Source organism: Nocardia sp. Root136, from assembly GCF_001427185.1.
In the GTDB taxonomy this organism is placed as follows: domain Bacteria; phylum Actinomycetota; class Actinomycetes; order Mycobacteriales; family Mycobacteriaceae; genus Nocardia; species Nocardia salmonicida.
This window is the reverse complement of sequence record NZ_LMFE01000001.1, coordinates 1,700,565-1,725,173: the sequence shown is the minus strand read 5'-3', so window position 1 is coordinate 1,725,173 and position 24,609 is coordinate 1,700,565. Positions and strand designations below refer to the sequence as shown.

Here is a 24,609-nt window from a genome sequence, read left to right as displayed (position 1 = left end):
ACATGATCCACGCCACCATAGATTTGTGCACGGGCACATCAAGTGAATCGACCAGCGGAGTCGACATCGGCCGTACTCGGGATCGATGGCCAGAGCGCGCGGATCTCGACATGACCCGCATCACGTCGTCGTTGTGCCCGCACACAACTGAGGTGGGGGTCGATCCGCAACGAGCGCACATGGTGCGCGCCGGGTCGGCGGCGAGAGAATTGATCCATCTCGTCCGCTGCGCCGTGGACCGTACCGAACAGTTGTGGAGGATCGTCAGTGGTCACCAAGAAGGCAGAGTCCGCCCGTGCCGCGGTGGATATCGCGTTGTCCGAACTCGCCGAAGGCGAGAAGAAGTGGGCGGCCACCTCGCTGCCCGGCAGGCGCGCACTGCTGGATCGGGTGCGTGAGCTCACCGGGCGGCACGGTCAGGAGTGGGTCGACGCCGCCGTCGGCATCAAGGGGCTCGACGCTTCCTCGCCGTTGGTCGGTGAGGAGTGGATCTCGGGACCGTATGTGATGGCCGCCGCACTCGGCGCGCTGGCGAAGACGCTCGACGTCCTCGCCCGCGGCGAAAGTCCGCTCCACAACGCCTCTTTCGGTAGCGCGGGCGACCGGACCACCGTCGATGTGCTGCCCGCGAGCCCGTTCGACGCGCTGCTGCTCAACGGTTTCAGCGCCGAGGTGTGGTTGCAGCGCGGCGTCAGCAGTGCCGCCGCGAAGGCGAATGCCGGTCTGGCCCAATTGGATCCGAGCCGAACGCAGGGGATCGGAGCGGTGCTCGGCGCGGGCAACATCACCTCGATCGCGCCGTTGGACGTCCTCTACGAGCTCATCGCGCACAACCGGGTGGTCGCGCTCAAGCTCAATCCGATCACCGATCCGATGCTGCCGGTGTTCACCAAGATCCTGGCCCCGCTGATCGAGCTCGGCGCGGTGCGGCTGCTCACCGGTGGCGCCGAGGTGGGCGGCTATCTGGTCGACAACGATCTCGTCGACCACGTGCACATGACCGGCAGCGCGCGCACCCACGACGCGATCGTCTGGGGCGCCGATGCCGAGGCGGCCGAGCGGAAGCTGGCGGGCACGCCGAAGCTCACCAAGCCGGTCACCAGCGAGCTCGGCGGCGTGTCGCCGACGATCGTGCTGCCGGGCGACTGGAACGCGGCCGATATCGGCTACCAGGCCGAGCACGTCGCCACCCAGCGCCTGCACAACGGCGGCTACAACTGCGTCGCCGCCCAGGCGCTGATCATCTCCGCCGATTGGGCGCAGAAGGACCAGTTCCTCGCCGCGCTGCGCGACGCGCTCGCGAAGGCGCCCGCCCGTCGCGCGTACTACCCGGGCAGCGACGATCGCGTGGCGCGGGCCTTCGAGTCCTATCCCGGGGCCGAGCGGCTCGGACCGAGCGGTGAGCGGCTGCTGGTCACCGGGGTGGCGCCGTCGCCGGTCGAGCCGCTGCTGGCCGAGGAATACTTCGCGCCGGTGCTCGGCGTAGTCGAATTGCCCGGAACCGGAGCGGAATTCACCTACGCGGCGGCTCGCGCCGCGAACGAGGCCTTCGTCGGCACGCTCGGCGTCAACGTGATCGCCGCGCCCGCCACGATCTCCGAGCTCGGTACGGCCTTCGACGAAATGATCGAGGATCTGCGCTACGGCACGGTGGCGATCAACGCGTGGACCGGCGTCGGCTACCTGACGCCGACCGCGTCGTGGGGCGCCTTCCCCGGCCACACCGTCGACGACGTGCAGAGCGGCATCGGCGTCGTCCACAACGCGTGGTTGATCGACCGGGTGGAACGCACCGTCGTGCGCGGCCCGTTCCGTCCCGCGCCGCGGTCGCTGCTGCGCGGCGAACTCGCGATCTCGCCGAAGCCGCCGTGGTTCGTGGGCAACAAGACCGCCGCGAGTACGGGCAGATTGCTCGCCGGGTTCGGCGCCGACCCCGGCTGGCTGCGCCTGCCCCAGATCTTCGCTTCCGCCCTGCGCGGCTGAGCCCGACTTCCTTGGAGAATCAGATGAACAACAGCATCGCCGACTACGTCGTCGTCGGCACCGGTTCCTCGGGCGCGGTGCTCGCCGCACGGCTCAGCGAGCGCTCGGCCACCAGCGTCATCGCCCTGGAAGCCGGTCCCGAGGACAAGAATCAGGCCGTCCACATTCCGGCAGCGTTCTCCAAGCTGTTCCAGACCGACCTCGACTGGAACTACCTGACCACCCCGCAGTCCGAACTCGGTGAGCGCCAGATCTTCTGGCCGCGCGGCAAAATGCTCGGTGGGTCCTCGTCGATGAACGCGATGATGTGGGTCCGTGGTTTCGCGGCCGACTACGACGAGTGGGCGCGCGCCGCCGGGCCGGACTGGTCGTTCGCGAACGTGGTCGAGTACTTCCGGCGCATCGAGTCCGTCGAGGACGCCACCGAACCCGACGAGGGTCGCTCCGGACCGCTGCGGATCTCGCACCAGCGCAGCGCGCGCCGGTGGACCGACGACTTCCTCGCCGCGGCCGAGCACGCCGGTTTCAAGCGAGAGCGCGCGAATCTGCCCCAGCCCGAAGGTTTCACGCAAACCATGGTGAGTCAGAAACGCGGCGCCCGGTGGAGCACCGCGGATGCCTATCTGAAGCCGGCGCGCAAGCGTTCGAATCTGACCGTGCTCACCGGCGCGCAGGCGACGCGGATCCTGTTCGAGGGCACCCGGGCTGTCGGCGTCGAATACCGCAAGGACGGCATCACCCAGATCGTGCGCGCGAGTAAGGAAGTGGTGCTGTGTGGTGGGGCGATCAACAGCCCGCAGCTGCTGCAGCTCTCCGGTATCGGTGACCGGGAAGAGCTCGGCCGCCACGGCATTCCGGTGGTGCACCACCTGCCCGAGGTCGGCCGCAACCTCACCGATCACCTCATCTCGCTGCTCGGCTTCGCCGTCGACTCCGACACGCTGTTCGACGCGGAGAAGCCGTGGGAGTTGCTCAACTACCTCGCCCGCCGCAAGGGCATGCTCACGTCCAATGTCGGTGAGGCGTACGGCTTCGTGCGCAGCAGCCCCGAACTCGAACTGCCGGATCTCGAGATCATCTTCGGGCCCGCACCGTTCTACGACGAGGGGATCGGCGTCGCGCCCGGCCACGGGATCGCGGTGGGCCCGATCCTGCTCCAGCCACGCAGCCGCGGCACGGTGACCCTGGCCTCTGCCGACCCGACGGCCAAGGCGCTCATCGACCCCAGGTACCTGTCCGACCCCGACGGCGCCGACCGCGCCGCGCTGCTCGCCGGCCTGCGGATCTCCCACCGCATCGCGACCGCCGAGCCACTGGGCTCCCGAATCGGCGGATTCCTCCGGCCCAGACGCGAGCAGTCGACGCTCGCGGAAACCCTCGAAGAGGCCCTGACTTGGCAGTCTCACACTCTTTACCACCCCACCAGCACCTGTCGGATGGGTACCGACGCAGCCAGTGTCGTCACCCCTGACCTGAAGATCCGCGGCCTCGATGGTCTGCGCGTGGCCGACGCCTCGGTGATGCCGACCATCATCCGCGGCCACACCCACGCGCCGTCGGTGGTCATCGGTGAGAGGGCAGCCGATCTCCTCCGCTGAAACCGCCGTCGCTCAGAGGGCGAACGTCAGGGCGTCCGGTCGAAGGTAGTCGCCGGGATCGGAGAGGAAACGCAAGGTCGGGCGCCCCTGCGCGGGAATGCGTTCCAGCTCGCCGCGCAAGGTCTGCTCATAGGTGTCACCACGCGCGGTGAAGCCGGGAAGCCAGTTGTCGTGATGGCTGGGCACGAACATCGCCGGTCTGATCGCCTCGATGTACTGGCGCACATCGCGTAAACCGTTGAGCGGCTGGTTGAAACCCTGGATGGCGCCCAGTTGCACGTCGCTGCCGGGCAGCGCTCGCAGAACGTCGAACACCTCGGGTGCGGCTTCGGTGAGCGGCCCGGCGGAGTCGTGCCAGGTGAGGGTGAAGCCACCCACCCGGAACTGGTAGAGCAGGCTGCCGCCTTCCTGATCGGACAGCGAGGACCCGAGTGCGACGAGATCGCACAGTTGCGGCGGGTTCGCGATCGAATCACGAATGTCGGGCACCGGAAAGAACGGCGCGGAACCCTCGCCGCTGCGGTCGGGAGGTTTCGGTCCCGAGTGCACATGCCGGACCGCTGTCACCTCGACCGGTCCGACCGAATGGTGATAGGTCTGGCCGAGCGCCGACGTAGCGTCACCGAGCACTACGGTGCGCAGGGCCGTCGCCCCGACCTGGCGCTGGACCTGGGCACAGTGCTCGGCCGTGCCGAACAGCACCGCGCCGGAGGCCTGCGCCAGAGCGGCCGCGTCACCGGCGTGGTCGAAGTGTCCGTGGCCGAGGAAGATCGCCTCCGGGCGGAGCTCGCCCACCTGCGCCACGGTGGTCGGGACGTATCCGCTGTGGGCGCCCCGGGGAACCCACGCGTCGAGCAGGACCACGGTCCCGCCCAGTGCCGCGGCGAAACTCGTGCATCCGAACCAGGACAGGATCACTCGATCGCCGCGTACCGCGCCGGTCGCCGGATCGACGTTGTCAGCGCCGAAGAAGCGGGTGCGCGCGGCGATCATGCGCTCGCCCGGATCCGCGAGGGCCCGGCCCGCTGTCGCGACCAGCCCGGCGGCGATCGCGCCGCCGAGGAGAGTGCGCCGGGCGAGGGGGCGCGGACTGTGTGAGAACTCTGACACGTGGTCATCCTGACAGCTGTCGGAAACGGGCACCGGCCTTCGGGCAGTTCGCCGTTGACCTCATTGAATACTAAAAGGTATCCGATACTTTATAGTATCCACATGGTAGAGAAGTCCCCTCCGATCAGTCGCCGTCGCCAAGAGACGCGTCGGCGACTGATCGAAGCCGCGCTGGACGTCTTCGCTGAACGCGGCTTCGGCAGCAGCACGGTGGATCAGGTGTGCGAACGAGCCCAGTTCACCAAGGGCGCCTTCTACTCCAACTTCGCGGCATTGGACGAACTGTTCCTCGCCGCGTGGGAGCAGCGCTCGGCGCAGATGCTGGCCGCTGTCGAGGCGTTGGTCGCCGATCGGGTGTGCGCACGGGTCTCATCGACGCGCGATGTCGTCGAGCAGGTGCTCGAAACGATTCCCGTCGACGACAAGTGGTATCGCCTCACGGCCGAATTCACCGCCCACGCTCTGCGTAACCCGTCGCTCAAGCGGGTGGTGGCCGCACGTGAGGAGACCATCCTCGCGACACTGATGCCCCTGCTCGAGCTGCTTGTCGCGCAATTGGGGCGCGAAATCACCGACGCCGCGGCGTTCGGTTCCGCCTTGGTCGCGGTGCACGACGGCACGACCGTGCAGTGCCTCATCGACTCCGATACCGACGCCGCGCGAGCCCGTCGGACCGATCTGTTCGTCCTGCTCGTCGAGCACCACACCAGGGAGATCCGTTCATGACCGACACATTCGAACCCGATGTCATCGTGGTCGGCGCGGGCCTGGCCGGCTTGGTCGCCACCCACGAGCTGGCCGCCGCGGGGCGCCGGGTGCTGGTCCTCGACCAGGAGAACCGCGACAACTTGGGCGGGCAGGCGTTCTGGTCTCTCGGTGGACTGTTCCTGGTCGACAGCCCCGAGCAACGCCGCATGGGCATCAAGGACTCCTACGAACTCGCACTCCAGGATTGGCTGGGTTCGGCGGCCTTCGACCGGCTCGACGGCGAGGACATCTGGCCGCGCCGGTGGGCGGAGGCGTATGTCCGTTTCGCGGCGACCGAGAAGCGTCGATACCTGCACGACCTCGGGCTGCGGTTGGTGCCGTTGGTGGGGTGGGCGGAGCGAGGCTCCGGGTCGGCCACCGGTCACGGCAACTCGGTGCCTCGGTTCCACCTCACGTGGGGAACCGGTCCGGAGGTCGTTCGGGTGTTTCGCGAACCCGTCGAACGCGCCGAGCGGGCCGGGCTCGTCCGATTCGCGTTTCGGCATCAGGTCGACGAGCTCCTCGTCGAGGGTGAAGCCTGCGTCGGCGTCCGCGGCACCATCCTGGAAAGCAGTGCCACGGCACGCGGCGTCGCATCGTCGCGATCCGAGGCCGGATCTTTCGAATACCGCGCACCGGCCGTTATCGTCACCTCCGGGGGTATCGGCCACAACCACGACCTGATTCGGAAGAACTGGCCGACCGAACGCCTCGGCGCCGCGCCGAAGCACCTGATCTCGGGGGTCCCCGCGCATGTGGACGGACGGATGCTCGCGATCAGTGAGCAGGCCGGGGCCAGCATCGTCAATCGCGACCGTCTGTGGGCCTACACCGAAGGCATCCACAACTGGGATCCGGTCTGGCCCGACCACGCGATCCGGATCATCCCCGGTCCGTCGTCGTTGTGGTTCGACGCGACCGGACAGCGCATGCCTGCACCACATTTCCCCGGTTTCGACAGCCTCGCCACGATGAAGCAGATCCTGGCGACGGGGCACGACTACTCCTGGTTCGTGCTCACCCAAACCATCATCGAAAAAGAGTTCGCGCTGTCGGGATCCGAACAGAACCCCGACATCACCGGCAAGAGCATTCGCCAAGTCCTCAGCAATCGTCTCGCCAAGGGTGCGCCGGGACCGGTGGAGAAGTTCAAGCAGAACGGGCAGGACTTCGTGGTGGCCGATACCCTCGCCGAACTCGTCGAAGGCATGAACAAGTTGGCCCGGGGGCCGCAACTGGACGCCGCCGACATAGAACGTCAGATCGTGGCCCGCGATCGCGAACTGGACAATCCCTTCAGCAAAGACCTTCAACTGATGGCGATCGAGAACGCCCGCCGATCACGCAGCGACCGACTGGCGCGGGTCGCCGCACCGCATCGGATCCTGGACCCGGCGCACGGCCCGCTCATCGCTGTCCGCCTCAATATCCTGACCCGAAAGACCTTGGGCGGTATCGAAACCGACCTCGACAGCCAGGTGCTCCGCCCCGACGGCACGCCACTGACAGGGCTCTACGCCGCCGGCGAGGTAGCGGGCTTCGGCGGGGGTGGTGTCCACGGTTACAACGCACTCGAAGGCACGTTCCTGGGCGGATGCATCTTCTCCGGTCGCGCGGCCGGTCGCGCACTCGCCCGAAAATCGGTGTGAGCGTGCGCCGACGCCCTATGCGGCTATAACTACGGAACCGAGGTCCTCGATGCGCCGATCCGGCCGGGCCTCGATTGAGCCTTCGTGGCCCGGCCGACTTTGACATGGGGTCAGGAGATGCCCCGGAAGAACGTGCGGATGTCGTCGGCGAGCAGTTCTGTCTCCTCCATCGCGGGGAAGTGACCGCCCTCGGTGAACTCGCTCCAGTGATCGACCGCCTTCCACGGGTCCAACGCACGGCGCATGAGCGGGTGGGTGTCGAACACGGCCCATCCTGACGGCACGCCGGAGGCCATGACCCAGTCGAGTCCGGAGTGCTCGCCCTCGTAGTAGAACTGCGCGCTCGACGCACCGCTGCGGGTGAACCAGTACAGGCTGATGTTGGTGAGGAGCTGGTCGCGGTCGACCGACTCGTCCGGCGTCCGGAAGGTCCCGCCGGTCCTGGTCTTGAACTTCTCGGCGATCCATGCGAGCTGACCGACCGGTGAGTCGGTGAGCGCCGCACCGATCGTGTCGGGACGGTGGTTCTGCATCTCGAGATATCCGCGCTCGGCCGCGTCCTCGGCGCGCACTGCCTCGATCTGGGCGATCTCGTCCTCGGACAGATCCTCGGGGTAAGGGAACTTGTCGCCGACCAACCCGAGCCACCGGGGGTCGGCGCCGATGTGCGTGCCGATGACGCGCTCCGGGTAGATCGCCGCGAGGCGACCGGTGGTGCCCGAACCGATGTCGGTGCCGTGGGCAGCGAACCTCTCGTAGCTCAGACGCGTCATGATCTCGGCATAGGCCTCCGTCGTCCGCGCCAGCTCCCAGCCGGTCCCGGACAGTGGGGTGGAGAACCCGAAGCCGGGCAGTGCCGGGACGACCACGTGGAACTCGTTGGTCAGCAGCGGGATGAGGTGCTGGTACTCGACGAACGAGCCCGGCCAGCCGTGGTTCAGGATCAGCGGGATGGCCTCAGGGTTCGCCGATCGCGCGTGGACGACGTGGAACGTCTGGCCGTCGACGACTGTCGTGAACTGTTCGTACTCGTTGAGCTTCGCTTCCTGCGCACGCCAGTCGAACCCGTCGCGCCAGTACTCGGCGAGCTCCTGCAGATACCCCAGCGGAATGCCCCGGCTGAAGTCGGAGCGATCGTCACGGCCCGGCACGGGGATCGGCCAGCGCGTGCGTGCCAGCCGGTCGCGCAGGTCGTCGACGTCGGCCTGCGGGATGTCGATGCGAAACGGTGTGAGTGCGTTGTTCTCGGTCATGACATCCACGTTCCGGGGTAATGCGGCGGGTTAGCTTCCGCAATTGCTGAAATGATCGAGAACATGTTGGAGACCTCGGCCCGCCTGCTCGAACTGCTGTCGTTGCTCCAGCTCAAGCGCGACTGGACGAGCTCCGAGCTCGCCGGTCGGCTCGAGGTGAGCACCAGGACCGTGCGCGCCGACATCGGCAAGCTGCGCTCGCTCGGCTATCCCGTGAACGCGCGCCCCGGCGTCGCGGGCGGGTACCGGCTGGCCGCCGGCACGGCGATGCCCCCACTCCTGCTCGACGACGACGAGGCCGTCGCCGTGGCGGTTGGACTGGGTGCGGTCGCGACCCAGCGGCTCGGTGTCGAGGAGACATCGCTCACCGCGCTCGCGAAGCTGGAGCAAGTGCTGCCCTCGCGCCTGCGTCGGCGCGTCGAGGCGGTCCGCGAGGCGACGAGCGTCGTGCCAGGGGCTGAGCCGCCGCTCGATCTCTCGGTTCTCGGCGCGGTCGCCGCCGCGATCCGCGGCCACGAACGGATCCGGTTCGGCTACACCAAGTACGGGGGCGGCGAAGGCGCCCGCCACACCGAACCGCAACGGCTGGTGAGCTGGGGGCCGTTCTGGTACCTGCTCGCGTGGGATATCGACCGGGACGACTGGCGGGTCTTCCGTGTCGACCGCATGGTTCCGCGCGCGCCGACGGGTGCGCGGTTCCAGCCGCGGGTGATCCCGGCCGACGATGCCGTCTCCTACGTCGTCGGACGCGTCAGCAAAGCGGGCTGGAAATACCGCGCCCGGGTACTCGTGCATGCCCCCGCCGCTGAGGTCGCCGCGAAGATCACCATCCCGGTCGATATCGAGGCGGTCGACGAGTCCACGTGCCGTGTCGAGCTGGGTTCCGACGACCCGGACCGGCTCGCGCTGTGGCTGACACAGCTCGACGTCGACATCGAGGTGATCGACGGAGACGAGCTCGCCATGGCCTTCGATCGCCTCGCGACGAGATTGCGTCGCGCGGCCGGCGCCGGCCCTTACCTTGTCGGCGAAAAAGGCGCAGAATGATGTGCGTATACCGGCTTCAAGGTTTGCGACCGGTGGGCACTGAATGCCTACCGGGCACCGCCGGGGCGGGCATCCTGCCGCGATCGCAGCGCTCTACTGCATCGCCCCCGAGCGTCACACCATGCTGAATGCCGGGCGCGGCGAAGGCTGCCTGTGGTGATTGCGAGCCCCCTCCGCCGGTTCGGCGTAACTATTAGTTGGGAAACGCCATGTCAGAGCAGAACAAAGCTACAGCCAAGCGCCTTTTCGACGCGTGGAACGCGCGAGACCTCGATGTATTCGACGAGCTGATGTCCGCCGACGCCATCGACCACGATCCGCAGAATCCGTTCGCCGAGGTCCATGGTCCCGACGGCATCAAACGACTCGTGCAGATGTATCTCGCCGCTTTCTCGGATCAACGATTCCTTGTCAACGAACAAATCGCCGAAGGCGACTTCGTCACTACCCGTTGGACGGGAACAGGAACCAATGACGGCGAAATGATGGGTATGCCCGCCACCGGCAAATCGGCAGTCGTTCAAGGAATTACGATCAATCGTTTCCGCGACGGCAAGATCGTCGAGAGTTGGGCGACCTGGGACACGCTCGGGATGATGCAGCAACTCGGAGTCGTCCCGTCGGCACACTCTGCGACAACCTGACCCGTGACAGGGCGCTGAGCCGCAGCCCGGCGCGCTGGACTCGCGGGTGTTCCCTAGGTGAGAAAGGCGCTGATTTCCGCTGCTGTCTCTGCCGGACGTTCGAGGTGTGCCAGATGCCCGGTATCGGGTAGGTCTACGCGGCGAACGTCGGGAACCATCGCCGCGACGATCTCGGCGATGACGCGAAAGTCCTCCACATCGTCGGCGCCGGTGATCAGTAGCACCGGCATGGCCAGATCTGGCAAGCACTCGATGTGGGGTCGCGCCAGTGGTATCTCTCGATCGGCGTCCACCCAGACGCGGCAGGCATCCGCGGCGATGGTTGTCCGCAGTTGGGCGGCCATCCCCGGATCGCGGCGGGTAGTGGTGAACAACGGGTGGTGGAACCACATGTCCCTGGCACGTTCGAGGTCTCCACTGCGGGCGGCCCGGCTCAACTCGAGCCAGTGCGCCCGCCACTTGTCCGACCAGTCCCAGTCGGCAAGTCCTGGACTGATCAGCACCAGGCGATCGACCCGATCCGGATAGGTGAGTGCGAAGTCGACAGCGATCCTGCCCCCCATGGAGGCACCGGTCAGTGAGGTTCGCTCGATGCTCAGTCCGTCGAGCAGTGCGGCCAAGTCGTCGGCATGACGAAACTCCGCGGTAGTTCGGTCCTCTGATGCGCCACAGCCGCGGAGGTCATACCGCACGCAGTGGTGTGTCGCCGTGAGCTGTGGCCACAGCGGGTCCCAAGTCGCATGGTCTCCCCCCGCTCCGGGTACGAGGACATGCGGTGGGCCTTCCCCGGTGACTTCGGCCCATAGTTCCACGCCCGATGCCGCTGTGATCCGATGTACTTCCGGCACGGCATCTCCTTGACGTAACCCTCGCGGATTCGCAATCTCGTTGTCCCGCAAACTGATCAGAGGCGGGCCACCTGCAAGACTGACAAGCGATCGTCGCACAACTGCGCGGGGTTCGCGTCAGTGCGCCATTTTGAGCCCGACCACACCGGCAACGATCATCACCAGGAACACGGCCTTCACTACCGAGAACGCCTCCGCGCCGGTGACCATGGCATAGGTGACCGTCAGGACCGCGCCGATCCCCACCCAGACCGCGTACGCGGTGCCGAGGGGGAGATCGCGCATGGCCAGCGCCAGCCCGGCCATGCTGGCTGCCAGGGCAACACCGAACACCACGGTCGGGACGATTCGGGTGAACCCTTCGGTCCGACCCAGCGCGGTGGCCCACACTGCTTCCAGCACACCGGAGATGACGAGCAGAATCCATGACATGACGAGCCTCCTGTGGCCGTCTTGTCGCGTTCCGGGTACGGCTACCCTCGTCCGGGACCCCTGTTCGGGCTCATTGCCAAGCTGTCACACCGGCAATCTCTTGGCAAGCGGGTGGTGGGTGAAGTCACCACCCGCCGCGACAGCTCAGCCAGGCACGGGCGTTCTGCGTCTGAGGGGCAGGACACGATCGTCCCGGAACGCGGTCCCCGGGTTCACCATGATGGCTGGCGCACCCGGAACCTGTTGTGTGACAAGGGAAATGGCACAGGGAGTGTCCTGTCGTGACCGAGAAGACCAAGTATCCGCGATCGCCGAACGCGCGATCGGCGATCGCATCATCGGTGACTCGTTCTTCCGGGAGGGCGCCGACGCGCTGCGGTGTCGGAGCCGACAACGACACCAACGACGGTCGACCTCGATGACACGGATACCCCTCGGTCAATCCTGACGGGAGTGCCGCGGTCGCGTCCGAGCCGCAGCCGTCATGGCAGCTCATGAGTCCTCGACTGCGGGCGATGCGAGCGTTCGGTGCGGTCGAACGCGGCAGCCGAAGGATCGTGCGGGGACCGTGTGGCAAGAAGGGCCAGTCTCGTTGTCGTGCGTTCGAAGGAAGCTGATGGTCCCGGATGCGATGTTTCGGATGAGTCGCGCCGGGTGTAGTAGCGGTTCTGACGTGTGCGCTCCATGCCTGCTCTGGGTGGTTATCGACCCGTTGTGGGACGCGTCGGGGAATATTCGGCAGCGGCGCTCGGGTTGAGGATCCTGGGTAAATCGTCGAAAAATCGTAGAAAGGTGGGGTGGACCCCGAAGATGACCAGGTCAGCGGTGGTATAGGCTTTGTCGGTCATGAAGTCGGCTTATTCGGGTCCGGTCAACGGTGCGCCCAGGACGGTCTACCTCGATCACGCGGCGACCACTCCGATGTTGCCCGCCGCCGTCGAGGCGATGACGGCTGCCCTCGGGGCGGTCGGCAACGCGTCGTCGCTGCACGGGTCGGGGCGAGCGGCGCGGCGGTCGTTGGAAGAGGCGCGCGAGTCCATCGCTGCTGATCTGGGTGCTCGACCGTCCGAAGTGATCTTCACTTCCGGGGGCACCGAGAGCGACAACCTGGCCGTGAAGGGGATCTTCTGGGGGCGTCGCGCGGCTGATCCGCGGCGCACCAGGATCGTCACCAGCGAAGTCGAGCATCACGCGGTGCTCGATGCCGTCGAGTGGCTGGAGAAGCACGAGGGCGCGCAGGTGAGCTGGCTGCCGGTCGACGCCGAGGGCGTCGTCTCGCCGCAGGTGCTGCGCGAGGTGCTCGCCGCGCATGCCGACGAGGTGGCGCTGGTCAGTGTGATGTGGGCCAACAACGAGGTCGGCACCATCGAGCCGATCACCGAATTGGCCGCTGTCGCACAGGAATTCGATATCCCGATGCACAGCGACGCCATTCAGGCGGTGACCCAGATCCCGGTCGACTTCGCCGCAAGCGGCCTGGCCGCGCTCAGTGTGGCCGGGCACAAGGTCGGCGGTCCGCACGGAATCGGTGTGCTGCTGCTGGGCCGCAGTGTGCCGTGTGTGCCGCTGGTCCACGGCGGCGGACACGAACGCGACCTGCGCTCCGGCACCTCCGATGTGGCCGCGGCGATCGGGATGGCCGCCGCGCTGCGCGATGCCGTCGGTGAGCTGCCCGCGCGCACCGAACAGTTGCGGGTGCTGCGCGACAAGCTGGTCACCGGTGTCCAGGTGGCTGTGGCCGACGCCGTGCTCAACGGTCCGGCCGAACGACTGCCCGGTAACGCCCACTTCACGTTCCCCGGTTGCGAGGGTGACTCGCTGCTGATGCTGCTCGACGCCGCCGGTATCGAGTGCTCGACCGGTTCGGCCTGCAACGCGGGGGTCGCCTCGCCCAGTCACGTGCTGATCGCGATGGGTGTGCAACCGTGGCAGGCGCGCAGTTCGCTGCGCTTCACCCTCGGTCACACGTCGACCGAGGCCGATGTCGAAACACTGTTGACCGTGCTGCCGCAGGTCATCGATCGAGCCAGGGCCGCGGGCCTGGCCGGCGCTAGAGGAGGTGTCAGATGAGAGTTCTCGCCGCGATGAGTGGTGGTGTCGATTCGGCGGTGGCCGCGGCGCGGGCCGTGGACGCGGGCCACGAGGTGGTCGGGGTGCATCTGGCGCTGTCGGCGAACCCGGGCACGCTGCGTACCGGGTCGCGCGGTTGTTGCTCCAAGGAGGACGCCGGTGACGCGCGACGCGCCGCCGACGTGCTCGGAATCCCGTTCTACGTCTGGGATTTCGCCGACCGCTTCAAGGAAGACGTGATCGACGATTTCGTCGCCGCCTACGCCGCGGGGGAGACCCCGAACCCGTGCTTGCGCTGCAACGAGAAGATCAAGTTCTCCGCGCTGGCCGACCGCGCGCAGGCCCTCGGCTTCGACGCCGTGGTCACCGGGCACTACGCCCGGCTCGACGAGGGCGTGCTGCGTCGTGCCGTCGACGCCGACAAGGATCAGTCCTACGTGCTGGCGGTGCTCACCGCCGAGCAGCTCGCGCGGGCGATGTTCCCGGTCGGTGACACCCCGAAGCCGCGGATCCGCGAGGAAGCCGCCGAGCGCGGGCTGGCGGTGGCCAACAAGCCCGACAGCCACGACATCTGCTTCATCCCCTCCGGTGATACCCGCGCGTTCCTCGGCGCCAAGATCGGCATCCGGCCCGGCGCCCTGGTCGATTCCGACGGCACGGTGCTCGGCAATCACGAGGGTGTGCACGGATTCACCGTCGGCCAGCGCAAGGGCCTCGGCCTGAGCCACACCGCCGCCGACGGCAAGCCCCGCTACGTCACCGGGATCGACCCAGATTCGGGCACCGTCAAGGTCGGTTCGGTCGAGGATCTGCAGGTCGACGTCATCACCGCCGACCGCGCGATCTGGACCTCCGGCGTTCGCCCCACCGCGTCGGTCGAATGCGTCGTGCAGGTTCGCGCGCACGGTGGGACCGCGCCCGCCGTCGTCGAGCCCGAGGGCGACGGCTTCGTCGCCAGGCTGGGCGAGCCGCTCACCGGCGTCGCGAAGGGCCAGGCCATCGTGCTGTACCTGCCCGATGACGAGGGCGCCGACACCGTGATCGGCAGCGGCACCATCAACGGCACCGACCGCACCGCGGGCATCGCGTCCGATTCGTCGGCGGCCTCGGCCTGATCGCGTCGTGGCGGGTGCGCCGAACTGCGGGGCACACGGCAGGATGACCACCGACCCATACGACACGAAAGGTGTTGAGCGCGTGACGTTGTGGCGTGGCAGCGAGCAGTCCGACGACCCGGCCGCAGCGGAGCCGGTCGACCTGCTCGCCGGGGCGTTCGCCACCGGCATCGGTTCCTGGCCGGGCACCGACCCACTCGAAGCGGCGACCACCATCATCGGTGAACTGCCGGAACTGCCCCACCTCGTCGAACTTCCCGAACGCGGGATCGGCGCCGATATGATCGGCCGCGCCTCCGCGCTCCTGGTCGACCTGCGTTTCGACGCGACCACCCGCGGCTACCGGCTCGCCGACCGACCGGGTTCGATCTCTCGCAAGGCTCGTGACTTCGTGCGGGTGGATCTCGATGCGATCGAGGAAGCCTGGGAGACAGCGGGTCTCGTCGGCTCCGGTCGAGCGATCAAGATCCAGTCGGTCGGACCGCTCACCCTCGCCGCCGAAGTCGAACTGCCCGGCGGTCATCGCATCCTCACCGATCGCGGTGCGCTGCGCGACCTCGTGGACTCGCTGGCCGAGGGCTTGGCCCTGCACGCTGCCGAGATCGGTAAACGACTCGGAGCGAAAGTGGTTGTGCAGCTGGATGAACCGCAGCTGACAACGGTGCTCGATGGATCGCTGACCGGCCCGAGCGTCCTCAATACCGTCCGCGCTCTGCCCGGCCCCGAGGCGATCCACTTCCTCGACGTCGTGATCGACGCCCTGCCTGGCCCGGTCATCCTGCACACCTGCGCCTCCCGCCCCGCCTTGGCCACCCTGCGCCGCACCGCGGCCACCGCCCTGTCCTTCGACGCGGCCACCATCACCACCGCCGATTTCGACGACATCGGCGAGGCCGTGGACTCGGGCAAGAAGCTGGCTCTCGGCCTCGTCCCCACCGAACCGCCCACGAGCCCGCTCACCTGGCGCGCTGTCGCCGAACCCGCGGTCCGACTCGTGGACGACCTCGGTTTCCCGCGTTCGGCTCTCACCCAGGTTCTCGTCACCCCCACCTGTGGCCTGGCGGGGGCCCCGCTCGCCTGGTCTCGCAAGGCCCTCGCCCTGGCCGCCGACGTTGCCCGCGCGTTCGCCGAAGACCCGGAGTCGCTCACCGTCGAGCGCCCGGAACAGTCGCGGGCGGGTCGGAATCGTCGGTGACGCGGTCCCGGTCGCACTGCACGAAAACTCGCTGCGACGTGCGGGAACGTTCGGCGGATGTGTCGGTGGGCTCGACTAACCTCTAGTGGGTGAGTGACAGCGACAGCGTGGTTTCCGCGAGTGCCGAAGCGGCTACGCCCGAGCAGCGGGTGCGGTGGCAGCAGTTGGCCGACGAGGTGCGGGGGCATCAGTTCCGCTACTACGTGCGGGACGCGCCGATCATCACCGACGGTGAGTTCGACGCCCTATTGCGCGAGTTGCAGGCTCTCGAGGACGCCCAGCCGGATCTGCGGACTCCCGATTCGCCCACCCAGTTGGTCGGCGGCGGCTTCGCGACCGAGTTCACCGCGGTCGATCATCTCGAGCGGATGCTGTCGCTGGACAATGTGTTCGACTACGACGAGCTGCGCGCCTGGGCGAGCAGGGTGGAAGCCGAGACCGGGTCCGCCCTGCACTATCTGTGCGAAGTCAAGATCGATGGCGTCGCGTTGAACCTCGTGTACGAGAACGGCAAGTTGGTGCGCGGCGCGACGCGCGGCGACGGGCGCACGGGGGAGGACGTCACCCTCAACGCGCGCACCATCGAAGACATCCCCGCCGAGCTCACGCCGACCGAGGAATTCCCGATCCCGGAGCTGCTCGAAGTACGCGGCGAGGTGTATTTCCGGCTCGAGGATTTCGAGACGTTGAATGCCCAGATCGTCGCCGAAGGCAAACCGCCGTACGCGAATCCGCGCAATACCGCCGCCGGTTCGCTGCGTCAGAAGAACCCCGCGATCACCGCCCAGCGCAGGCTGCGGATGATCTGCCACGGCTTCGGCCGCATCGAGGGTTACCGCCCGTCTTCTCAGCACGAGGCGTACCAGGCGCTCGCCGCGTGGGGCCTGCCGGTCTCGGCGCACACCCGCCTGGTCGAGGGCATCGACGCGGTGGTCGAGCGGGTCGCCTACTGGGGCGAACACCGCCACGACATCGAGCACGAGATCGACGGTCAGGTGATCAAGGTCGACGAGACGGCCCTGCAACGCCGCCTCGGCTCCACCTCACGCGCCCCACGCTGGGCCATCGCCTACAAGTACCCGCCGGAAGAGGCCACTACCACCCTGCTCGATATCGCGGTGAACGTCGGCCGTACCGGTCGGGTCACCCCGTTCGCGGTGATGGCGCCGGTCTCGATCGCCGGTTCGACCGTGTCGATGGCCACCTTGCACAACGCCTCCGAGGTGAAGCGCAAAGGCGTGCTGATCGGCGACACTGTCACCATCCGCAAGGCCGGTGATGTGATTCCCGAGGTCCTCGGGCCCGTCGTCGACGCGCGAACCGGCGCTGAACGCGAATTCGTCATGCCGACGCACTGCCCCGAGTGCGCCACCGAACTCGCACCGGCGAAGGAAGGCGACGCCGACATCCGCTGCCCCAACCAGCGGCACTGCCCCGCCCAGCTGCGTGAACGCGTCTTCCACCTGGCCGGTCGCGGCGCCTTCGACATCGAAGCCCTCGGCTACGAAGCCGCCAACGCCCTGCTCACCTCGGGCGCGATCACCGACGAAGGCGACCTGTTCGCCCTCGACGCCCAGGATCTGCTCGGCGTGCCGCTGTTCACCAAACAGGACGGCGCCCTCTCGGCCAACGGCGCCCGCCTGCTCGACAACCTGCACGCCGCCAAGGACACTCCGCTGTGGCGGGTGCTCGTCGCACTGTCCATTCGCCACGTCGGTCCGACCGCGGCCCGCGCGTTGGCCGCCGAGTTCGCCAGCCTCGAGCGCATCGAATCCGCGACAGCAGAAGAACTGTCAGCCACCGACGGCGTCGGCCCCACCATCGCCGCGGCGGTGCTGGAATGGTTCACCGTCGACTGGCATCGCGCGATCGTGGACAAGTGGCGAGCGGCCGGGGTGCGGATGGAGGACGAGCGCGATCAATCCATCGAACGCAACCTCGACGGCCTGTCGATCGTCGTCACCGGTTCCCTGCAGACCTTCACCCGCGACGGCGCGAAGGAAGCGATCCTCGTCCGCGGCGGCAAGGCTGCCGGCTCGGTCTCGAAGAAGACCGCGTTCGTCGTGATCGGCGAGGCGCCCGGTTCGAAAGCCGCCAAGGCGGAGGAACTCGGCGTCCGGATCCTGGACGAAGACGGCTTCCGACTGCTGCTCGACGGCGGTCCCGACGCGGTCAGGATCGACCCGGTCGAGGATTCGGGCGTTAAGGACTAGCCGGTCGCGCCGCCGCGGAACGCTCAGTTCGGCGTCACCGTGACGGTGTTGCCGATCTGGGTCTTCATATCGAACGACGCGCACTGCCCGTTGCTGAGCTCCTGGGTGCGCAGGGGCCGCTTCTTGATGTTGGTCTGGATTTCGACCGTCACGTCGGTGCTGGTCATCGAGCACACCTTCGACACCGGCGCCTCGGCGTAGGACACCGTCCCCGCACCCTGACAGGAGTTGGTCGAGTTACCCAGGAACACCCGTGCGGTTCCGGTCGGGCACGGATCGGCCATTGCACTCGGTGCGCTGAGCAGCGCGGCCGGAACCAGCGCTCCCGCCGTCACTGCCGCAACGACAACTCCGCGAACCACCACTCGAACGGCCATCACACTGTCCTGCCTCTCCGCGAATTTTGGTCAGCCTACGGGACCGGGCGACCTCATGGTGCGTCAAGCGGTGCGCAGACACGGTGACTCGGCCGCGTCGGCGAGAACCCGCGTCGCCTAGTCTTTCCAAGAATCTCGGAGAGGCGGACCCTTGCTGCGCAGTTTTCAGGTGACGAACCACGGATCGCTGGCTCGAGCTCAGCAACTGCGGCTGACCAAAGGCGCGGGCGGCCCGTTGGCGGTGCCGGTGACTGCGGTGCACGGGGTGGCCGCCGCGGGGAAGACGAGCTTGATCGACGCGCTCGGGCAGATGCGCGACGCGGTGCTGAACTCGGTGAGCGGGTGGGACCCGTACGCGGGCCCGGTGCGCCGACCGCATCTCGGGTTCGCCGATAGCCCAACGGAATTCGTCGCGGGGTTCGTTGCCGAAGGTGTGCCTTATACCTATGGGTTCCGGCTCGACAACGCGGATGTGGTCGCGGAGTGGTTGTATACCCATCCTCGGTCGCGCAAGCGGATCGTGTTCGAACGTATCGGTGACGAGGTGAAGATCGGGCCGATGTTCGAGGCGGCTCGTTACGGTGTGGCGGCGCTGGTGCCGTTGCTGCGGCCGAACGCCCTGCTGTTGAGTCTGGCGGGGCAGCTGTACGCCGAGGCGCTGGTGCCCGCGTATCGGTGGTTCGCGGCGAATCTGGCTGTGCAGCAGGGTGATGTCGACACCGACACGCTCGCGCACGACCTCGGCAGCCACATCTCCCGTTCGCCCGACAACGCGGCGCGTCTGTTGATGCTGCTGCGCACGGCCGATCTGGGGATCGAGGACCTGCTCGTCGCCGAACACGATCCGATGTACGCGGACTACCTGCGGGATCTGGATGCCGAAATCGGTGCGCTGGCAGGTCATCTCGACCACCCCGAGCAGATTCTGGTCGACCGCGAACTGAGCACCCTTCGGGCGGCTCGGGACGCGCTGTACCGACGGATGGTCGACCGTCGCGGCGCGGGGCTGAGCCTGGTGCACGAAGGCATCGACGTCCCGTTCGAGCTGGCCGACGAATCTACCGCCACGCGTTCGCTGCTGCGCGTGCTGCCCGCGATGCTGGAAGCCCTCGACGCCGGCCAGGTGCTCGCGGTCGATGATCTGGGCGTGGGCCTGCCGGTCGAGGAGACCGACCGGCTCGTCCAGTTGTTCCAGAACCCGGAGACCAATGCCCGTGGCGCACAGCTGATCTACACCACCGCCGATCGGGCGCTGATCGACCGCGGCAACGGACGCTCCCAGCGCACCCGCACCGCCGTGTGGCAGGTGCGTCGCGAGCGGGGGGTCAGCGAGCTCACACCCCTGTAGGAGGGGGGCCTAGCATGGGCGCATGCTCGAAGTGGTGATGGCGGCAGCGCTGGTGACGATGCTGGTGGTGACGATCGGCGCCGTCGTCGCCGGACGGACCGGCCGGGGGAGGGCGAACCTCGAACACGGGTCGCTGTATGTGACCGGGGTCAGCCCGCTGCCCGCGATGACCGGCGAGCACTACGTGACGATCACCGGCACCGTCACCGGCCCGTCGATCACCGGCAAGGTCGTCTACCGCCGCTTCGCCTGGGACGCCGCCCACTGGCCCGCCCCCGGCGACCACCTCGCCATCGCCTACCCGCCCCACAACCCCGACGACTGGCACGCCGAGCACCCCGGTCTTCGCCCCTACCTCGGCTCCTGAGCGACCTCACCGGGCTCTCCCAGGTGTGGGTGAGTTGGAGCTCACAAACGTCCAGGTGGGATCATTTCGGGATGCACGGTACCGACGACCAGACCACCGGACTCCTGATCCGCCCCGCTCACTCCGACGAGTACGACGCGGTCGCCGCGCTGACCGTCGATGTGTACGTGGGTGACGGCTACGTCACCGAGCGCGACGACTACGTGCGCGAACTCGCCGACGTCGCGCGCCGGGCGACCGAGTCCGAGATACTCGTCGCCGTGCACGACGGCCTGGTCGTCGGCTCGCTCACTGTCGCGAAGCCCGGCACGCGGTACGCGGAGATCGCCCAGCCCGGTGAACTCGAGTTCCGCATGCTCGCGGTATCGAAGCAGGCGCGCGGACTCGGTGTCGGCACCGCGCTGGTTCGCGCCGTCATCGACGAGGCGAAATCGAGCGGCTTCGAAGCGGTCGCGCTCACCACCATGTTCTCGATGGTCGACGCCCACCGAATCTACGAGCGGCTCGGCTTTGTCGGTGTCCCCGAACGCGATTGGGCCACCCACGACGGACTGCAGCTGTTCGTGATGCGGCTCGCGCTGAGCTGAGCGATCAGTTCAGCACGGTGGCGACGATGCCGGCGAGGTAGCCGAGCCGCGCCACTTCCGACGGCCGGAAGTCGGGTCCGCCGGGGCGGCCGAGCAACAGCGATCTGCCGGTGTTGCCCAGCGGAGCGGCGGCGAGTTTGGTGTCCATGTCGCGCCAGATCTCCGGCACCCAGTCGGCCTCGCCGTCGAGCCACATCGGCTTCTCGATGGGCATCCACGGGGCCGAACCCGCTTGTGTCTCAGGGGCACTCGGGCTGCCGACGATGCGGTAGGCGCCCGCGGGGCCCAAGCCGATGATCGTGGACCAACCGACGCGCAGCACGCGGGGGCAGCCGTCGACGAGAACCTGGAGGCGGTCGTCACGGGCGCTGGCGACCTGGTCGATCAGTTCGAGTTCGCGGTGGGTGTCGAGGACGCCGGAGTACGGGCGAATGGAGTCGACGCTCACATCGCGCACCGATTCCGCGGCGGTGATGAGGGTGTCGGGCAGTGCGCCGGTGGGGACTTCGACGACGAGATCGTCGATCGCGAAGCCGGCGCCGCGTTCCACGACATCGAGCGAGAGGATGTCCGCGCCGACCCCGCCGAGGGCGAGTGCGAGGGAGCCGAGGCTTCCCGGTCGATCCGGAAGTTGCACGCGGAGCAGGTATGACACGTGCGTTCCTTTCCATAACGGCCGGGGTTGTTCGAGACGAATACCCGGTGAAGCAATACTTACACCCCTGAACGCGGGTTCTCGACCCGAAGTATGACCCCATCGGCGCGACATGCGCGAACTTTCGTGTGAGCGGGTGCGTCCGAGGTGCGGGGACGGGCGCGTAAAAACCTCGAGGACCCGCCAATTAGGCTGTACCGATACTGCCCACCGAAGCCGAAAGGGGTCCCGCGGTGCCCGCAATCTCCCGCGACGAGGTCGCTCACCTCGCCCGGCTGTCCCGGCTGGCGTTGACCGACGCCGAACTCGACCAGTTCGCCGGTCAGCTGGATTCGATCCTCAGCCACGTGCAGACCATCACCGAGGTCGCCGCCGATGTCCCCGCCACCGCGTCGCCGAACCCGACGACCAATGTGACCAGGCCCGATGTGGTCGTCACCGGCCTCACTCCCGAGCAGGCGCTGGACCAGGCGCCCGCGGTGGAAGAACAGCGTTTCCTGGTCCCGCAGATCCTGGGAGAGGGCGAATGACCGAGTTGACCCAGTTGTCGGCTGCGGAGCTGGCGAGCAAGATCCACGGCGGCGAGGTGTCCTCCACCGAGGTCACCCAGGCGCATCTGGATCGCATCGGCAAGGTCGACGGTGAGCTCAACGCCTTCCTGCACGTCGCGGGTGAGGAGGCACTGGCCGCGGCCGCCGTGGTCGACGCCGCGCTCGCCGCGGGCGATAGCCCTGCCTCGTCGCTGGCGGGAGTTCCGTTGGCGCTCAAGGACGTTTTCACCACCACCGACATGCCGACCACCTGCGCCTCGAAGATCCTCGAAGGCTGGATGTCGCCGTACGACGCGACGGTCACCTCCCGGCTGCGCGCCGCGGGCATCCCGATTCTCGGCAAGACCAACATGGACGAGTTCGCGATGGGCTCCTCCACCGAGAACTCCGCCTACGGCCCCACCCGCAACCCCTGGGACACCACCCGCATCCCCGGCGGTTCCGGCGGCGGTTCGGCGGCGGCACTGGCCTCGTTCCAGGCGCCGCTGGCCATCGGCACCGATACCGGTGGCTCGATTCGTCAGCCCGCCGCGGTCACCGCGACGGTCGGCGTGAAGCCCACCTACGGCACCGTCTCCCGGTACGGCCTCGTCGCCTGCGCATCGTCGCTGGATCAGGGTGGCCCGTGTGGTCGCACCGTGCTCGACACCGCGCTGCTGCACGAGGTGATCGCCGGGTACGACCCGCGTGACTCCACCTCCCGCAACGTCGCGGTGGCGCCCGTCGTCGAGGCTGCCAAACAGGGCGCCAACGGTGACCTGACCGGCGTGCGCGTCGGTGTGGTGCGCGAATTGCACTCCGACAGTTACCAATCCGGCGTGCTCGCCTCCTTCGACGCCGCGGTCGCGGTGCTGAAGGAACTGGGCGCCGAGGTGGTCGAGGTGTCGTGCCCGAGCTTCGAGTACGCGCTGTCCTCGTACTACCTGGTGATGCCCTCGGAGGTGTCGTCGAACCTGGCGCGCTTCGATGCCATGCGCTACGGCCTGCGCGTCGGTGACGACGGCAGCCACAGCGCCGACCAGGTGATGTCGCTGACCCGTGAGGCCGGTTTCGGCCCGGAGGTCAAGCGCCGCATCATGATCGGCACCTACGCGCTGTCGGCGGGCTACTACGACGCCTACTACGGTCAGGCCCTCAAGGTCCGCACGATGATCGCGCGCGACTTCGACGCCGCCTACGAGCAGGTCGACGTGCTCGTCTCGCCGACCAGCCCGTTCACGCCGTGGAAGCTGGGCGAGAAGGTCGACGACCCGCTGGCCATGTACCTGTCGGACCTGTGCACCCTGCCGACCAACCTGGCGGGCCACCCCGGCATGTCGGTGCCGTCGGGTCTGTCGGCCGACGACAACCTGCCGGTGGGTCTGCAGATCATGGCGCCCGCGCTGGCCGATGACCGCCTGTACCGGGTGGGCGCGGCCTACGAGGTGGCGCGCGGCGCGCTGCCGATCCCGAGCGCTGTCTGAGAGAAGTCGCACAAGCGGGGCGCGCCGATTCGAAAGAATCCGGCGCGCCCCGCTTGTTTGTCGGTTGCCTGTCGGTGATGGGCGCCTACGCCACCGCGCGCTTGCCCACGCCCGCCGTCATCGCGGTGAAACCGGCCCGCAGATCCTTGCCGAGCGCCAACGTGACGACGGGGCTCAACCAGCCCGCGAGGGTGAATCGGGACTCGTAGCGGCACCGGTCGGGGCCGAGCGGCACGACGGTGTGCGAGCGCAGGCTGTGCAGTGCGCCCAGCGGCACCGGCTTCATCGTGTAGCTGAACTCGACGCCCGGGGTGTGGGTGCGAATCCATTCCCGCTGTGGCCGGCGGTTGTTGCCCAGCTTGACCTGCATGTCGATGGTCGAGCCCGGTTCCAGCGTGCTCGACGCCTCGTAACAGAAGGTGTTCCATTCGCCGTAGCGCTCGAAATCCGTGAGCACCTCCCACACCTTCGCGGCGGGGGCGTCGATCTCGATCGTTTCGTCGATGACTAGAGACATGCGTGAAAACTAGGACATGTTCTAGTTTTCGGCAACTGCATCACGCGAACCGGCGGCGTAGTTTGCGCATCGCGTCGATGATCACGGCCGAGGCCGCCGTCACCGCGAACAAACCGAGGACCGTGCGGGCGAGCGGCCAGAGGTTGGGCCGGTCGGCCGGGTCGGTCTGGGCGAAGACGTTCTCCACCACCGGTGCGCCGTACTCCTGGCGTCGTGAGTTCACGTCCACGGCGGTGAACGCGATATCGGCCATCACGCCGCAGCGGGCCCGGGAGAACTCGTCGTCGCGCTGCTGGCAGGAGGCGTGGATGCGCCGGTTCAGCGCCGCGTCCACCGAGCGGCGCGCCCATCCACCGAGGGGTTGGTCGAGCCGCTCGGCGTAGCGCAGCACGTCGTAGCCCAGGTCGTGAGCCTTGCACGCCGACTCGAACTCGGCGGGCAGCGTCACCGGCGAGGAACAGCCGCCGTTCGGGTTCACCAGCAGACCGTCCAGCGGCGCGGGGTCGTAGCCGAACTTGTAGCCGAAATCGCGGGGGATGAGCGAGGTGGCGTCCGGGCTGTCGTCGATGAGCGCGCGTACCGCGGCGGCGGCCGCGACGTTCTCGGTGCCGCCCGGGGTGGTGCCCATGGCGCCCGGCGCCGACATGACCACAGCGGCGGCCATGGCCAGCCCGGCTGTGCACAGCGCGACACCGCTACGACGGCGGTGCTGCGAGGCAGCGGGGGACGGCGCGGAGGCGGCGGAATCTGCGGTACGGGCCCGAGCGGCGGCGGGTACCGGGCGAAGCGGGGTGTTCATGGCCTCCGACAGTAAGGAGCGGGTCTCGCCGCGGGTATCCC

At 67.9% G+C, this 24,609-nt stretch carries 23 protein-coding genes and 1 riboswitch; of the genes, 15 read left to right on the top strand and 8 right to left on the bottom strand.

The features are described 5' to 3' along the window. Positions 1 to 267: 267 nt before the first annotated feature. Positions 268 to 1,983: an aldehyde dehydrogenase family protein gene (locus tag ASD42_RS08070; RefSeq protein ID WP_056812193.1), complete on the top strand. Its 1,716-nt coding sequence runs from the start codon at positions 268 to 270 to the stop codon at positions 1,981 to 1,983. Positions 1,984 to 2,006: 23 nt separating this feature from the next. Further along, positions 2,007 to 3,581, top strand: a complete 1,575-nt coding sequence (locus tag ASD42_RS08065; RefSeq protein WP_056815759.1) for a GMC family oxidoreductase — start codon at positions 2,007 to 2,009, stop codon at positions 3,579 to 3,581. Between the two features lie 12 nt (positions 3,582 to 3,593). On the opposite strand, the gene ASD42_RS08060 is transcribed toward ASD42_RS08065, so the two are convergent. Next, positions 3,594 to 4,691 (bottom strand): MBL fold metallo-hydrolase, encoded by a 1,098-nt coding sequence (locus ASD42_RS08060; protein WP_056812190.1) that lies wholly within the window; start codon positions 4,689 to 4,691, stop codon positions 3,594 to 3,596. 102 nt (positions 4,692 to 4,793) lie between these two features. Between ASD42_RS08060 and ASD42_RS08055 the strand changes: the two genes are divergently transcribed. Next, on the top strand, positions 4,794 to 5,417 hold the full coding sequence (locus ASD42_RS08055; protein WP_056812187.1) for a TetR/AcrR family transcriptional regulator: 624 nt from the start codon (positions 4,794 to 4,796) through the stop codon (positions 5,415 to 5,417). Further along, entirely contained in the window at positions 5,414 to 7,087 is a 1,674-nt protein-coding gene (locus tag ASD42_RS08050) for an FAD-binding dehydrogenase (RefSeq protein WP_056812184.1), read from the top strand. The genes ASD42_RS08055 and ASD42_RS08050 overlap by 4 nt, the downstream gene beginning before the upstream one ends. Positions 7,088 to 7,197: 110 nt before the next feature. On the opposite strand, the gene ASD42_RS08045 is transcribed toward ASD42_RS08050, so the two are convergent. Continuing rightward, positions 7,198 to 8,340, bottom strand: a complete 1,143-nt coding sequence (locus tag ASD42_RS08045; protein ID WP_056812181.1) for an epoxide hydrolase family protein — start codon at positions 8,338 to 8,340, stop codon at positions 7,198 to 7,200. A gap of 63 nt (positions 8,341 to 8,403) precedes the next feature. On the opposite strand from ASD42_RS08045, the gene ASD42_RS08040 reads away from it, so the two are divergent. Next, a complete protein-coding gene (locus tag ASD42_RS08040) occupies positions 8,404 to 9,387 on the top strand; it encodes a helix-turn-helix transcriptional regulator (RefSeq protein ID WP_056815756.1) in 984 nt (327 codons plus the stop codon). A gap of 209 nt (positions 9,388 to 9,596) precedes the next feature. After that, on the top strand, positions 9,597 to 10,031 hold the full coding sequence (locus ASD42_RS08035) for an ester cyclase (protein WP_056812178.1): 435 nt from the start codon (positions 9,597 to 9,599) through the stop codon (positions 10,029 to 10,031). Between the two features lie 53 nt (positions 10,032 to 10,084). Here ASD42_RS08035 and ASD42_RS33700 read toward each other — a convergent pair whose 3' ends face one another. Then, a complete protein-coding gene (locus tag ASD42_RS33700) occupies positions 10,085 to 10,843 on the bottom strand; it encodes an alpha/beta fold hydrolase (RefSeq protein WP_235569452.1) in 759 nt (252 codons plus the stop codon). 153 nt (positions 10,844 to 10,996) lie between these two features. Then, entirely contained in the window at positions 10,997 to 11,311 is a 315-nt protein-coding gene (locus ASD42_RS08025) for a DMT family transporter (protein ID WP_056812172.1), read from the bottom strand. Between the two features lie 10 nt (positions 11,312 to 11,321). Further along, positions 11,322 to 11,386, bottom strand: a riboswitch (guanidine-III (ykkC-III) riboswitch). Between the two features lie 771 nt (positions 11,387 to 12,157). On the opposite strand from ASD42_RS08025, the gene ASD42_RS08020 reads away from it, so the two are divergent. From ASD42_RS08020 to ligA, 4 genes are all read left to right on the top strand, one after another. Continuing rightward, positions 12,158 to 13,381: a cysteine desulfurase family protein gene (locus tag ASD42_RS08020; protein ID WP_056812168.1), complete on the top strand. Its 1,224-nt coding sequence runs from the start codon at positions 12,158 to 12,160 to the stop codon at positions 13,379 to 13,381. Further along, positions 13,378 to 14,496: a tRNA 2-thiouridine(34) synthase MnmA gene (gene mnmA / locus ASD42_RS08015; RefSeq protein ID WP_056812166.1), complete on the top strand. Its 1,119-nt coding sequence runs from the start codon at positions 13,378 to 13,380 to the stop codon at positions 14,494 to 14,496. Before ASD42_RS08020 ends, mnmA begins: the two co-directional genes overlap by 4 nt. A 142-nt stretch (positions 14,497 to 14,638) precedes the next feature. Continuing rightward, positions 14,639 to 15,691 (top strand): methionine synthase, encoded by a 1,053-nt coding sequence (locus ASD42_RS08010; protein ID WP_056815754.1) that lies wholly within the window; start codon positions 14,639 to 14,641, stop codon positions 15,689 to 15,691. 89 nt (positions 15,692 to 15,780) lie between these two features. After that, on the top strand, positions 15,781 to 17,904 hold the full coding sequence (ligA, locus tag ASD42_RS08005) for an NAD-dependent DNA ligase LigA (RefSeq protein WP_442938640.1): 2,124 nt from the start codon (positions 15,781 to 15,783) through the stop codon (positions 17,902 to 17,904). Positions 17,905 to 17,927: 23 nt separating this feature from the next. On the opposite strand, the gene ASD42_RS08000 is transcribed toward ligA, so the two are convergent. Next, positions 17,928 to 18,281, bottom strand: a complete 354-nt coding sequence (locus ASD42_RS08000) for a hypothetical protein (protein WP_131816591.1) — start codon at positions 18,279 to 18,281, stop codon at positions 17,928 to 17,930. A gap of 169 nt (positions 18,282 to 18,450) precedes the next feature. On the opposite strand from ASD42_RS08000, the gene ASD42_RS07995 reads away from it, so the two are divergent. From ASD42_RS07995 to ASD42_RS07985, 3 genes are all read left to right on the top strand, one after another. Then, positions 18,451 to 19,629 (top strand): AAA family ATPase, encoded by a 1,179-nt coding sequence (locus tag ASD42_RS07995; RefSeq protein ID WP_235569341.1) that lies wholly within the window; start codon positions 18,451 to 18,453, stop codon positions 19,627 to 19,629. A gap of 22 nt (positions 19,630 to 19,651) precedes the next feature. Further along, positions 19,652 to 19,996, top strand: coding sequence for a hypothetical protein (locus ASD42_RS07990; RefSeq protein ID WP_056812158.1), 345 nt, complete (start codon positions 19,652 to 19,654; stop codon positions 19,994 to 19,996). Positions 19,997 to 20,067: 71 nt separating this feature from the next. Continuing rightward, positions 20,068 to 20,583 (top strand): GNAT family N-acetyltransferase, encoded by a 516-nt coding sequence (locus ASD42_RS07985; RefSeq protein ID WP_056812155.1) that lies wholly within the window; start codon positions 20,068 to 20,070, stop codon positions 20,581 to 20,583. A gap of 4 nt (positions 20,584 to 20,587) precedes the next feature. On the opposite strand, the gene ASD42_RS07980 is transcribed toward ASD42_RS07985, so the two are convergent. After that, complete coding sequence (locus tag ASD42_RS07980; RefSeq protein WP_056812152.1) at positions 20,588 to 21,238, bottom strand: hypothetical protein; 651 nt, start codon at positions 21,236 to 21,238, stop codon at positions 20,588 to 20,590. Between the two features lie 233 nt (positions 21,239 to 21,471). Here ASD42_RS07980 and gatC point away from each other — a divergent pair, with 233 nt between their 5' ends. Together gatC and gatA are read left to right on the top strand one after the other, a co-directional pair. Next, complete coding sequence (gatC, locus tag ASD42_RS07975) at positions 21,472 to 21,768, top strand: Asp-tRNA(Asn)/Glu-tRNA(Gln) amidotransferase subunit GatC (RefSeq protein WP_056812149.1); 297 nt, start codon at positions 21,472 to 21,474, stop codon at positions 21,766 to 21,768. Beyond that, entirely contained in the window at positions 21,765 to 23,252 is a 1,488-nt protein-coding gene (gatA, locus tag ASD42_RS07970; RefSeq protein ID WP_056812146.1) for an Asp-tRNA(Asn)/Glu-tRNA(Gln) amidotransferase subunit GatA, read from the top strand. Before gatC ends, gatA begins: the two co-directional genes overlap by 4 nt. A gap of 85 nt (positions 23,253 to 23,337) precedes the next feature. Here gatA and ASD42_RS07965 read toward each other — a convergent pair whose 3' ends face one another. Next, positions 23,338 to 23,769 (bottom strand): SRPBCC domain-containing protein, encoded by a 432-nt coding sequence (locus ASD42_RS07965; RefSeq protein WP_056812143.1) that lies wholly within the window; start codon positions 23,767 to 23,769, stop codon positions 23,338 to 23,340. Positions 23,770 to 23,809: 40 nt separating this feature from the next. Continuing rightward, positions 23,810 to 24,568: a hypothetical protein gene (locus ASD42_RS07960; RefSeq protein WP_063893576.1), complete on the bottom strand. Its 759-nt coding sequence runs from the start codon at positions 24,566 to 24,568 to the stop codon at positions 23,810 to 23,812. Between the last annotated feature and the right edge of the window lie 41 nt (positions 24,569 to 24,609).